General features: G+C 43.5%; 14 protein-coding genes. 8 read left to right on the top strand and 6 right to left on the bottom strand.

From position 1 onward, the window contains the following. Positions 1 to 533, bottom strand: a 533-nt coding sequence (locus V7K46_RS07200) for a HEAT repeat domain-containing protein (RefSeq protein ID WP_335111884.1), incomplete at its 3' end; no start/stop codon positions are given. Between the two features lie 186 nt (positions 534 to 719). Here V7K46_RS07200 and V7K46_RS07195 point away from each other — a divergent pair. Beyond that, positions 720 to 863 carry a hypothetical protein gene (locus V7K46_RS07195; RefSeq protein WP_335111883.1) on the top strand — a complete coding sequence of 48 codons (144 nt, stop codon included), beginning with the start codon at positions 720 to 722 and terminating at the stop codon, positions 861 to 863. A gap of 213 nt (positions 864 to 1,076) precedes the next feature. On the opposite strand, the gene V7K46_RS07190 is transcribed toward V7K46_RS07195, so the two are convergent. After that, positions 1,077 to 1,553, bottom strand: a complete 477-nt coding sequence (locus V7K46_RS07190) for a hypothetical protein (protein ID WP_335111882.1) — start codon at positions 1,551 to 1,553, stop codon at positions 1,077 to 1,079. A gap of 450 nt (positions 1,554 to 2,003) precedes the next feature. On the opposite strand from V7K46_RS07190, the gene V7K46_RS07185 reads away from it, so the two are divergent. Next, positions 2,004 to 2,885 (top strand): Npun_R2479 family HD domain-containing metalloprotein, encoded by an 882-nt coding sequence (locus tag V7K46_RS07185; protein ID WP_335111881.1) that lies wholly within the window; start codon positions 2,004 to 2,006, stop codon positions 2,883 to 2,885. Positions 2,886 to 3,055: 170 nt separating this feature from the next. After that, the gene (locus V7K46_RS07180) at positions 3,056 to 4,171 is read left to right on the top strand and encodes an ABC transporter permease (RefSeq protein WP_335111880.1); all 1,116 of its coding nucleotides are present in this window, start codon (positions 3,056 to 3,058) and stop codon (positions 4,169 to 4,171) included. A gap of 230 nt (positions 4,172 to 4,401) precedes the next feature. On the opposite strand, the gene V7K46_RS07175 is transcribed toward V7K46_RS07180, so the two are convergent. After that, positions 4,402 to 4,530 (bottom strand): hypothetical protein, encoded by a 129-nt coding sequence (locus V7K46_RS07175; protein ID WP_335111879.1) that lies wholly within the window; start codon positions 4,528 to 4,530, stop codon positions 4,402 to 4,404. A 107-nt stretch (positions 4,531 to 4,637) separates the two neighbouring features. Next, the gene (locus V7K46_RS07170) at positions 4,638 to 5,465 is read right to left on the bottom strand and encodes an alpha/beta fold hydrolase (RefSeq protein WP_335111878.1); all 828 of its coding nucleotides are present in this window, start codon (positions 5,463 to 5,465) and stop codon (positions 4,638 to 4,640) included. Between V7K46_RS07170 and V7K46_RS07165 the strand changes: the two genes are divergently transcribed. Next, positions 5,455 to 5,991 carry a hypothetical protein gene (locus V7K46_RS07165; protein WP_335111877.1) on the top strand — a complete coding sequence of 179 codons (537 nt, stop codon included), beginning with the start codon at positions 5,455 to 5,457 and terminating at the stop codon, positions 5,989 to 5,991. The genes V7K46_RS07170 and V7K46_RS07165 overlap by 11 nt on opposite strands. A gap of 16 nt (positions 5,992 to 6,007) precedes the next feature. On the opposite strand, the gene V7K46_RS07160 is transcribed toward V7K46_RS07165, so the two are convergent. Continuing rightward, on the bottom strand, positions 6,008 to 7,033 hold the full coding sequence (locus V7K46_RS07160; protein ID WP_335111876.1) for an ABC transporter permease: 1,026 nt from the start codon (positions 7,031 to 7,033) through the stop codon (positions 6,008 to 6,010). Between the two features lie 272 nt (positions 7,034 to 7,305). Further along, entirely contained in the window at positions 7,306 to 8,958 is a 1,653-nt protein-coding gene (locus V7K46_RS07155) for an ABC transporter substrate-binding protein (protein ID WP_335111875.1), read from the bottom strand. 632 nt (positions 8,959 to 9,590) lie between these two features. Here V7K46_RS07155 and V7K46_RS07150 point away from each other — a divergent pair. The 4 genes from V7K46_RS07150 to V7K46_RS07135 all read left to right on the top strand — a co-directional run bounded on the left by V7K46_RS07150 (position 9,591) and on the right by V7K46_RS07135 (position 13,545). Beyond that, positions 9,591 to 9,917: a hypothetical protein gene (locus V7K46_RS07150; RefSeq protein WP_335111874.1), complete on the top strand. Its 327-nt coding sequence runs from the start codon at positions 9,591 to 9,593 to the stop codon at positions 9,915 to 9,917. A 499-nt stretch (positions 9,918 to 10,416) separates the two neighbouring features. Continuing rightward, positions 10,417 to 11,946 (top strand): photosystem II chlorophyll-binding protein CP47, encoded by a 1,530-nt coding sequence (psbB, locus tag V7K46_RS07145; RefSeq protein ID WP_335111873.1) that lies wholly within the window; start codon positions 10,417 to 10,419, stop codon positions 11,944 to 11,946. Positions 11,947 to 12,043: 97 nt separating this feature from the next. Further along, a complete protein-coding gene (locus tag V7K46_RS07140; RefSeq protein ID WP_084227385.1) occupies positions 12,044 to 12,151 on the top strand; it encodes a photosystem II reaction center protein T in 108 nt (35 codons plus the stop codon). Positions 12,152 to 12,447: 296 nt separating this feature from the next. Further along, positions 12,448 to 13,545 (top strand): 30S ribosomal protein S1, encoded by a 1,098-nt coding sequence (locus V7K46_RS07135; protein WP_335111872.1) that lies wholly within the window; start codon positions 12,448 to 12,450, stop codon positions 13,543 to 13,545. Positions 13,546 to 13,585: the final 40 nt, after the last annotated feature.

Genomic DNA, 13,585 nt, shown 5'->3' with positions numbered 1-13,585 from the left:
TTGGCTTGCATCTGCCCTAGTACCTCTGCTGCTGCAAGACGGACACCAATGTCAGAATCTTTGAGCAGCAGGGCAACTTGTGGAGCTTGTTCCTTGGCTTGCATCTGCCCTAGTACCTCTGCTGCTGCAAGACGGACACCAATGTCAGAATCTTTGAGCAGCAGGGCAACTTGTGGAGCTTGTTCCTTAGCTTGCATCTGCCCTAGTGCCTGTGCTGCTGCTTTACGGGAAACTGCTGAATCTTTATCCTGCAACTGTTTGACAAACTGTTTTACAAGCTGATCATAATAGTTTTTTATCTGAGATTTAAAGTTATCTAGCTGATATTCCTGTAAGTATTGCGTTGCTGTAGCCCTGACTTCGGGTATTGGGTCTTTTAGGGCTGCGACAAAACCGTTAATCTGCCATACTTCCGGTTTAGGTTTTTTTTCAGCGTTTACCCAAGGTAAAGAGAGGAGGAAAGTCAGGAGTAGGGTGAAACAAAAAAGGAAAAAGAGCGATCGCTTGCTAGCGTGGCGGGGTATGGTAAGCATAATTGGGGGCAAGGTGGCAGATTAGACGCGGTTATGGATATGATTACAACCTTGCAATTCCTAATTCCCGATTCAGAAAGTTGGATCTTATAGGGTGACTTTCTAAGCCCGCACAATTCATAAAACGGGCGAGATGCCCATATCACAAAAATCGTTAAATATTTTTTTAGTTGGAAATGCCTTATTTTGATTGACGAGTATCAAAGACTTGCCCACGAGTATAAAAGACTCGCCCACGAGTATCAAAGACTCGCCCACGAGTATCAAAGACTCGCCCACGAGTATCAAAGACTCGCTCACGAGTATCAAAGACTCGTCCACGAGTATTAAAGACTCTCGCACGAGTATTAAAGACTCTCGCACGAGTATTAAAGACTCTCGCACGAGTATCAAAGACTCGTCCACGAGTATTAAAGACTCTCGCGCGAGTATCAAAGACTCATTCACCAGTTGACAAAATAAAAAGGGTGAAAGAAAAGGAATTAAATCTCCCTTTAACTTTTCCCCTTTGACTCTTCCGGTATCTTTGGCAAGATTTTCAGCCTATGAACCAGAGTTAGTTTTAACAGGTTTATTTTTAATAGCTTTAAAACGATCGCCTAACTGTTCAGCAATAGTTTTTAACCCTGGAGTTTTCTTAGCAGCAGTCTTGACGTAATCGTAAACTGTCAAACTGCTACCCATTGCTTCGCTGCCGACTGCCATTAGGGTATCATCTACTTGTTCTGTCAGTTGTCGTAATCCAATCAACAGTTCAGTAAGCGTCGCTGCTAGTTGATAATCCTGCACAAACTCATCTACATTAAAGCTGGCTGGGAGAATTTCTCGGTTAGACTGGGCAGCAGTCAGGCTGGTGTTGACAAAGGCTAGGCTTTTATCGCCCATCTTAAATAACTTGCGTCGTTCTTCCACACTCAGGGTTACAAGAAAAGGCATCTTTGCTTGGATAGTTGCAAAGGCTGCTTTAATTTCTTGGATATCTGCTGGAGAAAGGGAAGCGGTGATGTTTTGGTAAGCCATTGAATATTTACCGTAGTGAATCTATTTGTTATGATTCCCACTGGTAAATAGGATCGCACATCTCAACGTCAACCTGACTTTTCACGGTATTTGGAAAACCTCTCTCTAAATCTCTCTCCTAAAAGGAGAGAGACTTTGAACTTTCCCCCTTCCCGCGACGAGTTGGGGGTTAGGGGGTTAGGTTTTTCGTAAGCTTTTTAGAGCGATCGCATTGCGGACATCATTGGTGGTGCGATCGCTATTTGTACCCAAAACAAAATTGAGCGGCAAGCATCTTAAGTAGATGAACCAGTACTACAACAAGCGCGTCTCTACGCTCTAAATTTTTAACAAGAGTAATTACTTAAAAGATGCTAAAAAACTTCATGTAGATTATGATACATGAAATTGTCTAATCTTATTTAGCTACTCTAGGTCACACACCATTGGTATTTACCAAAGTAACCAGATATGTTCAATGCTACTGAAATTTTAATTGATGCCTTTGTAAATGAAATTCGAGAAGGCTACCGTCGCACCTATGGCTGCTTCAAAAATGATTATCAGGACATTATCGCCTGGGCTGGTAACATGGCTTTGGAAAACATTGCTAATAGCGACGCCCTTTACCACAATGTTGAACACACTGTTCTTGTCACCCTGGTAGGGCAAGAAATCTTACGTGGCAAACACATTAGGGAAGGCGGTGTTTCCAGTGAAGACTGGTTGCATTGTATCATTTCCTTACTGAGTCATGATATTGGCTACGTTAAGGGAGTTTGCCGACAAGACCGAGAAACAGCAGGCTTATATGCCACGGGTAAAAATGGCAAAATGATTTCTGTAGCTCCTGGCGCTTCTGATGCCAGTCTAACGCCGTATCATGTTGATAGAGCCAAGCTTTTTATTGATGAGCGTTTTGGAGGTTACAAGTTGATAGATGCTCAGGCAATTAAGAGCAATATTGAATTGACTCGATTTCCCGTGCCTGCGGCAGAAGATCATCAAGATACAAAGTGCTTTGCAGGATTAGTCCGGGCTGCTGATTTGATTGGTCAACTAAGCGACCCACGTTACCTGAAGAAAATTACTTCTTTATTTTACGAGTTTGAAGAAACTGGTGTAAATAAAGTTTTGGGCTATAAAACCCCTGCCGATTTACGGAATAACTACGCTAAATTTTACTGGAATGGCGTCTATCCCTATATCCAAGAGGGACTGCATTATTTATCATTGACACAACAGGGAAAACAAATTCTCGCTAATCTTTACTCAAATGTGTTTGTTGTAGAACATGAAAAACAACAGGAAGAACAGCAGCGATATTTAAACAAGTTAGAAGTGGGGAGTTAGGAGTTAGAAGAGACGCGATTAATCGCGTCTGTACAGGAGTTTGGAGTTAGAAGAGACGCGATTAATCGCGTCTGTACAGGAGTTTAGAGTTGAAAATTATTAATCATGAGTTATGAATTAAGATAAAAGTTTAATAACTCATAACTCATAACTTATAACTCCTAACTACTATGGATTGGTGGCGACGACTGAAGAAAAATCCTTTGGCACGATTTGGGGCAATTTTGCTGTTAGTTTTCTACATAGCAGTAATTGCAGCCGATTTCGTGGCTCCTTATGACCCCTATGCTTCACAGGCCAATGGTTCACTGCTGCCACCAACTAAGATACACTGGGTTTCTCAGTCAGGACAGTTTATTGGCCCCCATGTTTATCCGACGACTCAGGGAGATACTAATTTAGAAACAGGCGATCGCCAACTCGTTGTAGACTTCAAAAAACCCTCACCTCTGCGTCTATTTGTCTCCGGGCCAGAATACCGATTGTTGCAGATGAGTTTGCCATTACCCCCGAAGTGGGATGAAGTCACAATCTTTCCTGGTATCCCCTTAAATTGGCATTTGTTTGGCACAACAAGTGAGGCAAAATTCAATATCTTGGGCACTGATGACCAAGGGCGCGACGAATTTAGTCGCCTGCTGCATGGCGGTCGCATCAGTATGTTTATCGGGATTTTTGGTATTATCATTGCCTATCCCCTCGGTTTGCTTATCGGGGGAATTTCTGGCTATTTCGGCGGTGTGACTGATAGCATCATTATGCGCTTGGCAGAAGTAGTAATGACTTTCCCTAGTATTTATCTTTTGGTGACTTTGGGAGCAGTCTTACCAGCTGGTTTAAGCAGTACCCAGCGCTTTTTGCTGATTGTGGTGATTACTTCAGTTATTCGCTGGGCTGGTTTAGCACGGGTGATTCGCGGACAGGTACTATCAATTAAAGAGCGAGAATTTGTGCAAGCGGCACGCGCAATGGGCGGGAACCCACTCTATATCATCCTCCGCCACGTTTTGCCGCAAATGGCTAGTTATATAGTTATCTCTGCTACTCTTGCAATTCCTAGCTTTATTGAATCAGAAGCGATACTGAGTCTCATCGGCTTGGGAATTCAACAACCAGACCCCTCTTGGGGCAATATGCTTTCTCTGGCTAGCAATGCTTCAATTTTGGTACTGCAACCTTGGTTAATCTGGCCGCCGGCTGTGCTGATTATCTTCACAGTGCTAGCATTCAACTTACTTGGTGATGGATTAAGAGATGCCCTCGACCCCCGGAGTTTGAGAAGATAGGCTTTCAGAATAGCAAATGCGATCGCCGATATAGCTAATGCGATCGCTGTAGTAACAAATGCGATCGCTGTAGTAACAAATGCGATCGCTGATATAGCAAATGCGATCGCCGATATAACAAATGCGATCGCTAAAATTAGTCCGCCTTCGCGGACTTTGCCTGTGTAGCCGCGAATTCTATTCGCCCTCTATTCGCCTTCTATTCGCTTTCTATTCGCTGAAAAAATCCGCTACTGCTGCAAAACCCAACGGCGAAACAGTTCTACCATAATCCGCCTGCTTCCCTGAGTTTCCTCAACGACATCATGACGCTTCAGAGTATTCAGCACTTCATAGCTTAGAGCTTTTCTTAGTACCATTCGGTTGTCAACCGTTTCATTACTCAACTAATCGGTTCGGTTTAGCTGTTTGGGGAATTCGCCAACGGTATCCCTATCTCGGCTCAATGCCTAATTGGTTACGCTCTCTAAACCAGTAGGTGAGCCAAAATCTTTGGGTACTGAAAGCACAAAAGGTGGTGACCGTCTGGAACTATGTGAAAGACAGAACCCTTAATCTGACTAGCGATTGCCTGCATATGCTCAACTGTCCCCACTGTGTCTAGTTCAGCGGCAATCACGCGAGTGGGAACACTCATTGAACTCAAGCGATCCATCACATCAAAACCAGCAATCAGTTCCATCGCCTTAGCCCAGACTTCTGAGTTAGCGTTTGCTGTTTGGCGGCGGGCATAACGAAGAGCAGGTCCGTTGGCGGCTAAGGCAGCACTGTCAAACCAGCGAGCCAGACAGACATCAACAACGGCTGCCATTCCTTCCTGACGGACTTGGCTAGCCAGGGTCAGAAACGGCAAAAAAGGACTTGAACGGGTGCAGACTAAGCTTAAAGCCGCCAGGTGTTCGGGATATGCCAGCGCAAAGGCTTGCGCTACCTCACCGCCGAAGGAAAGACCAATAACTTCCGCTCGAGCAATATCTAAGCGGCTCAGTAGTCCATTCAAGTCAGTAGCCAGTTGCTTGTAGGTGAGGGAACCGCCGGCGTGGCGGGCTGTGCCATGACCGCGCAGATCGTAGGCGACAATCCGCCGTTCTGCTGGCAGGTAAGCCAAAACTTGCTTCCACATCCAGGCGTCAAATCCCACCCCGTGTAGCAGCACCATAGGTAACCCGCTGCCGCCAGTATCCAAGACGGTAGTTGCATGGTCATCCAGCTGAATTTGGATCGAGCTAACTGCACGTCTGTTACTGTCCTCGCTAACAGTCCAATCAATTGCTGCCCTATCGATGCTGTTCATCTACTTACTAGACCTCTTGCAAAAAAGTTTTGTGGTTGGATGGGGGCTAACTAAATCAAAGGTAAATTTAGGCTTTGAGAAGTTCGTAGTTATAAATCCCAGAAATATTGCACCAATTTTAGTTGATTTACGCCGACAATTACATGAACAAGTTAGTTTATTTTCTGGGGTGGATTTCACTGTCGATAATAGCAAAGGATTAAATGGAACTTGCGATTTTATTATTACTAAATCTCCAGAAATTCTAATTTTGACAGCACCAGTAATTACAGTTGTAGAAGCTAAAAAAGAAAATATTAATGCGGGTTTAGGTCAGTGTGCAGCGGAAATGGTAGCAGCCAAAATTTTTAATGAGCAAGCTGCAACTGAGATTAAAACAATTTATGGAGCAGTCACAACTGGCAGTATTTGGCAATTCCTCAAACTAGAACAACAAACATTGACCATTGATTTAAGCGAATATTATCTCAAAGATGTGAATAAAATTCTTGGTATTTTAGCCAGTGGTATTTCTCAAGAAAATTAACAAAATGTCAAACAGCTTAATACCGAATTCGCGGATCTACATAAGCATTTAAAATATCAATCAAAATGCTGGCACTGACAACGATCGCACCAAAAAATACTAGCACTCCCTGGACTGTGGGATAATCGCGATCGGCGATCGCTTGATACAGTCGATTAGCTAACCCAGGCCAAGAAAATGTTACCTCTGTCAAAATCGCCCCACCCAATAGAGACGCAAAAGTTAATCCCAAGACTGTAATTACTGGGATTAGAGCATTTTTTAAAGCATGGGAGACTAAAATCTTATTTTCACCAAGACCTCTGGCTCTAGCTGCTTCTACATAATCTGCTTGCAAAGTTTGTTTTAAGTTCACTCGTACAATTCGCTCAAAAATCCCACTGAGCAAAATTCCTAATGTGAGACTTGGTAGGGCAAGATGGTGCAAAGATGTGAAAAACTGAGTAAAATTTCCACCGAGTAAGCTATCAATTGTATACAATCCAGTCACAGGAGTGGGAGCCGGAAGATTAGGCGGAAAGCGGTTGGAATTGGGAAACCAACCCAGTTGGACTGAGAAAATCAACTGTAAAAGCATTCCCGCCCAAAACATGGGGAGTGCATAGGTGATGATCCCAAACAAGCGCCCACCGACATCGAAATATGTTCCAGGACGAGAAGCCGAAAGAGTCCCAACCGTAATTCCGATGATGAGTGCAACCGCCATACTACATACTGCTAACTCCACCGTCGCTGGGAAATATTGTCCAATTATGTCCCAAACATTCTCTCCCCGACTCAACAAAGAACTTCCCAAGTCAAAACGCAGTATGCTTCCCAAATAATTGAGGTACTGTAGCCACAAAGGAAGGTTTAAACCAAGTTGTTTTCGCAATTCTTCTTTAGCTGCTTCTGGCGCACGTCCACCGAGAATTGCATCTGCTGGATCTCCTGGTGTTGCCCTTAGTAAGAGAAATACAATGGTGATAATCGTTAATAGCTGAAGTGGTGCCAGAAGCAACCGAGAAACAATGTAATATTGTAAAGCTTTAGAACGAGACATAAGCAATTCAAAATTCAAAATTCAAAATTCAAAATGCAATTTTTGAAAGCATCTTGGCTATTGACTGGATACGAAACATATTTACTTAAGAACCAAAAGTCAAAATTAAAAATATTGAACATAACCCTTTCAAAGTGACTTCTAAAATCTCTTTATTCTCTCTGCGCTCTCTGCGTCTCTGTGGTTAAAACGTAATTAAATTAACTACAGAGGCACAGATAACACAGAGGTTAGAGGTTAAAAAGTAATTTCATGTCCCCTTGACTTTTTAACTACTTTTTAATTGTCTGGTAAATCAAAATTTGGGTGGGATTAAGTTGTACGCTGTTCACACCTTTTTGGGCAAATACATAGTCTTTGCTTTGCCATAAGGGAACGTAAGGTACATCAGTAGTTACTTGCGTTTGAATTTCTGTAAAAATTTTCTGACGCGCTTGGGGGTTTTGTTCTTTGCGTTGCTGATCAATCAATTTATTTATGGCTTCGCTATAGTAAAACGAACCCTGACTTTGACTGCCTCCATCTTCACATCCCTTAGCAACTGAACCTTTATCACAAGACAAAAACGGCTGGACGTAATTATCTGGATCTAAAAAGTCTGGATACCAATCAAGTAAAGCTGCTGGATATAATCCCTTGGTAATGTCTTTAAAGAAGGCTGGCCCTTCGGCGGGGGTGACTTCAAATTGCAGGATTCCATCCATTTTGACATCGACAAGGGATTTAAGTGTCTGTGCTGCCAAAGTACGAGTAGGTGAACTAGAAGGATACCAAATTTGTACTTTAGCAGGATTTTCTTTGGAGAAACCAGCAGTACTTAACAATTTTTTAGCTTGCTCAAAGTTAGCATCGCCATATTTATCTTTAAATAATGGCTGGGAAATATTGAACGTCGTGGGAATCATACTATAAAGCGGATCTGCTTGACCAAGCAATGCCCGGTCATTTAAAAGTGGACGGTCAATTATTGAAGCGATCGCTTGTCTTACCTCTAATTTATCTAAAGGCTTTTGATTTCGATTTAATACCAGATAACTTACTACACTACCTTCAGCTGCGATCGCTTGCCAATCCCCTTTTTTACCACCTTCTTCCAAGCTGCGATTTTGATCTGGCTGTAGCGATAGATAAGCTACATCGACTGCACCTGTACGGAAAGCATTAAACAAATTAACCGGACTAGTTTGAATTTGGAGGTTAACACCCTTGTTAGCTGGTTTTTCTCCCCAATACTTATCAAACGGATCAAATCGGATTGAATCAGTACCATACTGTCCTAATTTGTAAGGGCCAGTCCCCACAAAAATATTCGGCTTAAATTTACCAGCACCGAGTTCGTAAGCTTTTGATGAAACTGCACACACTCCAGGAAACGCCAGCAGTGAGGGAAACGCTGCAAAGGGCTTTTTCAGCTTAATTGTTAACTCATACTCGCTTGTAGTTTTTACCGAATCTACTATATCAGCTAGTAAAAATGAGGGTTTTCCTTTATTTTCAATAAAGCGCTGGATTGAAAACGCCATTGCTTGGGCGTTGAAGGGAGTTCCATCGTGAAAAACCACTCCCTGACGTAAGGGGATGGTATAAGTTAAGCCATCTTGACTGACTTTGGGTAATGCTGTAGCTAGCTGGGGCTTAATTTCCGTGCTTCCTGGTTCGTAGGTGTAAAGGCGATCGCTCATATTAAACACCAAACCTAAGGATGCTAACTCATAAGCATCAGCCGGATCAAGGGTTCTCGGCTTTGCTGTTGTACCTATAGTAATACGACCATCACCTGTAGGGCTATTTACAGAACCGGATGGCGGCGTAGAAAGCTTAGGACGAGGAGCGCAACTAACAACTAAAAATAAACATAGACAGAACAAAGATAGGAATTGTGTAATCCGACCCCACCGTTTTACGGACAAGGAAAACCAGGTCATGGCAATAATATTTTTGAGATCAGCGGTCAGTAATTTTACTACATTTGTGACTATTTTGCTGAATCTTCATAAATATAGTGGTTCTCGGTGCTCGTACCCTGCCTTAAGCCGCTACGCGTCTATGGATGGAACACCCACTTTGGTTGGCAATGCCTATGGCTAAGTATATACGTATAAAAAACAGAACTTGCACAGCCAAGTGAGAGAAAACTTGTTCTACATTATGACTTTGCAACCTTCTAAATCAAAAATTTATGGCGAATGAACTTCATGGTTAAGTTTATTACTACTGTGCAATTGCACTATTTATTACAAAAAATCATTGATAAAAGTACAGAAATTTACATTTGTTGAATACTGAAAAATTTTTATTTAATTAAGATTTTAAACATTGGCTGAATTTGTCGTAAATTTTATAGTTACTAGTGAATAGATTTGTTAAGCTTTGACCGTAGTCCAAGTAATGTACATTAAGACGGGAGCATGTTTGGACATAACTACCTGTTGAGCGATTTTTCGTAGAGATCGCCTGCATGGTTTTACTTACAAATCTAGTGTTTATACATCAGCGAAATCAAGCGATCGCAATATCGTGAACAGCAGATTGAAAGTCTAATAGTGAGACTAAGACCGTGAAGTATTTCTTTCTATCTGAGGGATGGACAGTTGCTAGAGTCTGGGCATCTGATGGACTCTGGCAAATCACTGCATGGCGACGCCAACCAGATATTCAGCGAATGAATATTTGCATAGTGGAACAAAACGAATTGCTATGGCTTTATCGAGTTGAAGAAGCCGTTTTAACCGTGGAAGTTAAACCAACAACACCAGCGATCGCCAGTAAGACTATAGGTCAAGTAGTACTCAAGCGTTTGATGAGCGCTGAACAGGTAATTGAACGCTTGGGTACAGCTGAGACGAAATGTGAATTGCAAAATATCCAATTGGTGGTTCAGTAAGGAGTAGGGAGTAGGGAGTAGGGAGTAGGGAGTAGGGAGTAGATGAAATAACATAACAACATAATTATTCTTGTCCCCTCCTCTTGTTGCCCCCACTCCCCATTCCCCACTCCCCATTCCCTCTCATCTCCCCACTCCCATCGTAAAAAAAAGATAAGCAAATTTAATCTATGATGGGTATTGGTAGCGAAAAAACTTGGAGATGCTACGCGAGCGCATCAATTTACACGCTTGCAAACAATTCCATCAATAGTTACACTTTTTAAAACATTCTCATTTTTGCTTGGCGGTGGCTACCCTACAAGGTAAACCTCCCGAAGCGAGTAAGCATTGCCTCATCTCCCACGCTGTCTGACTTATAAGACTAAGCTGTGGTAAAACTCTGGCTCTGGCAATAACAAAAAACAAGAGAGAGTTTTCTGAGTGGCGACTTTCGTTTCTCAGAATCTCAGTAAGAAAATTGCTTTGTAAACTAACTCATCGAGGAGGAGCGTAGTCAATGGGACTACCCTGGTACCGAGTACATACAGTCGTTCTGAATGATCCAGGGCGGCTGATTTCTGTACACCTGATGCACACAGCCTTAGTAGCAGGCTGGGCTGGTTCGATGGCACTCTACGAACTAGCTGTTTTTGACCCTAGCGATGCGGTTCTCAACCCGATGTGGCGTCAAGGGATGTTTGTCCTGCCCTTCATGTCACGTTTGGGCGTCACCCAATCTTGGGGTGGTTGGAACGTTACTGGTGGCCCAGCAACTGATCCTGGCTTCTGGTCATTTGAAGGCGTTGCTGCGGCTCACATTGTTCTTTCAGGTCTTTTGTTCCTAGCCGCCGTATGGCACTGGGTTTACTGGGATTTGGAACTCTTTAGAGATCCCCGCACTGGTGAACCCGCCCTAGACTTGCCAAAAATGTTTGGCATTCACCTGTTCTTATCTGGTCTACTTTGTTTTGGCTTTGGTGCTTTTCACGTCACCGGACTATTTGGCCCGGGGATTTGGGTTTCTGACGCTTATGGAATAACTGGGGCTGCCCAAGGAGTAGCACCAGAATGGGGCCCAGATGGTTTTAACCCATATAACCCTGGTGGGATTGCGGCTCACCACATTGCTGCTGGTGTAGTTGGTATTATTGCAGGCTTATTCCACCTCACAGTCAGACCCCCCGAACGGCTCTACAAAGCCCTACGGATGGGGAACATTGAAACAGTACTTTCTAGCAGTATTGCAGCAGTCTTCTTTGCTGCTTTCGTTGTTGCTGGTACTATGTGGTACGGTAACGCCGCCACTCCGATCGAATTGTTTGGCCCTACCCGCTACCAATGGGATCAGGGCTACTTCCGTCAAGAAATTCAGCGCCGCGTCCAAACAAACGTTGCCCAAGGTGCAACCCTGGACCAAGCTTGGTCGGGGATTCCCGAAAAACTGGCTTTCTATGATTACGTCGGTAATAGCCCCGCTAAAGGCGGCCTATTCCGTACAGGGCCTATGGTCAAGGGTGATGGAATTGCCCAATCTTGGCAAGGTCACGGCGTATTCAAAGATTCTGAAGGACGGGAATTGACCGTGCGTCGTCTCCCCAACTTCTTTGAAACCTTCCCAGTGATTTTGACCGATGCAGATGGAATTGTCCGCGCTGACATTCCCTTCCGTCGGGCAGAATCTAAGTACAGCTTTGAGCAATCTGGTGTCACTGTCAGTTTCTACGGTGGTGATCTAAACGGTAAGACCTTTACAGAACCAGCTGATGTGAAGAAGTATGCCCGTAAGGCTCAAGGCGGTGAAATCTTTGAATTTGACCGGGAAACCTTGAACTCTGATGGTGTATTCCGCACCAGTCCTAGAGGTTGGTTTACCTTTGGACATGCCGTATTTGCTCTGCTATTCTTCTTTGGTCACCTCTGGCATGGCGCTCGGACAATCTACCGAGACGTGTTTGCGGGTGTTGATGCGGATCTAGAAGAGCAAGTTGAGTGGGGTCTGTTCCAGAAAGTGGGTGACAAATCAACCCGCCGCAAGGAAGCCCTTTAATTTCAGTGCTGAGTTATGAGTCCACAGTTACGAGTTGAAACTCTGACTCAGCACTAAAAACTTTAATTACTGGCTCGATAGGCAGGAACTTATAAATATGGAAAGCGTTGCGTACATCTTGATTTTTACTCTGTGTATAGGTACTTTATTCTTTGCGATCGCATTTCGCGAACCACCTCGCTTTGAGAAACCAAAAGATAAGTAGAGCCTATTACCAGACCTGGAAGCGGATTTAATGTTAGTATCCGTTGTTACTAATTGTAGTAGCAACGGATATTATTGTTTTTATCCTTTGTTGGTTTTAACTACTAAGTAAATGACCAACCATTTTAATATTGTGATATAATTTCCAATCTTGGGAGTAGATATGTGTTAATACTAGCTTTTCTGCGCTAGGATGAAAAAGGATGTGTTATGTAAGCTGCCATAAAACTGCTTATATAACATACATCGCGCTTGTGGCACAACCTTTACGGAGACTAGAACCGGGAACAAATAAGCATGGTCAATCAGAATTTAACCGCTACAGAAATTGGATTCACTCACGAAGATTTCGCTGCTCTACTTGACAAATACGATTATCATTTTAGCCCTGGTGATGTTGTCCCAGGAACAGTTTTCAGTATAGAGCCGCGCGGCGCTCTGATTGACATTGGTGCTAAAACCGCAGCATATATACCTATACAAGAAATGTCTATTAACCGGGTAGATAGCCCGGAAGAAGTCTTACAGTCAAACGAAACGCGGGAATTTTTCATTCTTACCGATGAAAACGAAGATGGTCAATTAACTCTTTCCATTCGCCGTATTGAATATATGCGGGCTTGGGAGCGCGTGCGACAGCTGCAAGCAGAAGATGCTACTGTCCGTTCTGGTGTGTTTGCAACTAATCGTGGCGGAGCATTAGTACGGATTGAGGGATTACGTGGCTTTATCCCTGGTTCCCACATCAGTACCCGCAAACCTAAAGAAGAATTGGTAGGCGAAGATCTGCCATTGAAATTCTTAGAGGTGGACGAAGAACGTAACCGCCTAGTTCTATCTCACCGTCGGGCGCTAGTTGAGCGGAAGATGAACCGCTTAGAAGTTGGTGAAGTAGTAATTGGTACAGTTCGTGGCATCAAACCTTACGGTGCTTTCATCGACATTGGCGGCGTCAGTGGCCTACTGCACATTTCTGAGATTTCCCACGAACATATTGATACACCTCATAGCGTGTTCAATGTCAATGATGAAGTGAAAGTTATGATCATTGACTTGGATGCAGAAAGGGGTCGGATTTCCCTATCTACCAAGCAGCTAGAACCCGAACCCGGAGACATGATTAAAAACCGGGATTTGGTCTACGATAAGGCAGAAGAAATGGCTGCTAAGTATCGTGAACAGCTGTTAGCCAAGCAACAAGGTGCTACTGCTGCGGCTGCTGCACCTGCGGAAGTTGTAGCAGAAGAAGATATTCCACCAGCCGCAGAACTTGAAGAAGATATTCCACCAGCGACGGAAACTGAAGAGGAAATTCCAGCAGCGATTGAACTTGAAGAGGAAATTCCAGCAGCGACGGAAACTGAAGAGGAAATTCCAGCAGCGATTGAACAATAATACATTTATAGTTTTACTTGTCTTTAAGTAAGAGTATTAA

Origin of the sequence: Nostoc sp. (assembly GCF_036917395.1) — a bacterium.
Taxonomy (GTDB): domain Bacteria; phylum Cyanobacteriota; class Cyanobacteriia; order Cyanobacteriales; family Nostocaceae; genus Nostoc.
This window is presented reverse-complemented; position numbering and strand designations above follow the sequence as displayed.

Excerpts from the sequence above, each read along its gene's own strand:
- V7K46_RS07190 (WP_335111882.1), bottom strand. The coding sequence starts at position 1,553 with ATGGCTTACCAAAACATCACCGCTTCCCTTTCTCCAGCAGATATCCAA.
- V7K46_RS07185 (WP_335111881.1), top strand. The coding sequence starts at position 2,004 with ATGTTCAATGCTACTGAAATTTTAATTGATGCCTTTGTAAATGAAATT.
- V7K46_RS07180 (WP_335111880.1), top strand. The coding sequence starts at position 3,056 with ATGGATTGGTGGCGACGACTGAAGAAAAATCCTTTGGCACGATTTGGG.
- V7K46_RS07175 (WP_335111879.1), bottom strand. The coding sequence starts at position 4,530 with ATGGTACTAAGAAAAGCTCTAAGCTATGAAGTGCTGAATACTCTGAAG.
- V7K46_RS07165 (WP_335111877.1), top strand. The coding sequence starts at position 5,455 with ATGCTGTTCATCTACTTACTAGACCTCTTGCAAAAAAGTTTTGTGGTT.
- V7K46_RS07170 (WP_335111878.1), bottom strand. The coding sequence starts at position 5,465 with ATGAACAGCATCGATAGGGCAGCAATTGATTGGACTGTTAGCGAGGAC.
- V7K46_RS07160 (WP_335111876.1), bottom strand. The coding sequence starts at position 7,033 with ATGTCTCGTTCTAAAGCTTTACAATATTACATTGTTTCTCGGTTGCTT.
- V7K46_RS07155 (WP_335111875.1), bottom strand. The coding sequence starts at position 8,958 with ATGACCTGGTTTTCCTTGTCCGTAAAACGGTGGGGTCGGATTACACAA.
- psbB (WP_335111873.1), top strand. The coding sequence starts at position 10,417 with ATGGGACTACCCTGGTACCGAGTACATACAGTCGTTCTGAATGATCCA.
- V7K46_RS07140 (WP_084227385.1), top strand. The coding sequence starts at position 12,044 with ATGGAAAGCGTTGCGTACATCTTGATTTTTACTCTGTGTATAGGTACT.
- V7K46_RS07135 (WP_335111872.1), top strand. The coding sequence starts at position 12,448 with ATGGTCAATCAGAATTTAACCGCTACAGAAATTGGATTCACTCACGAA.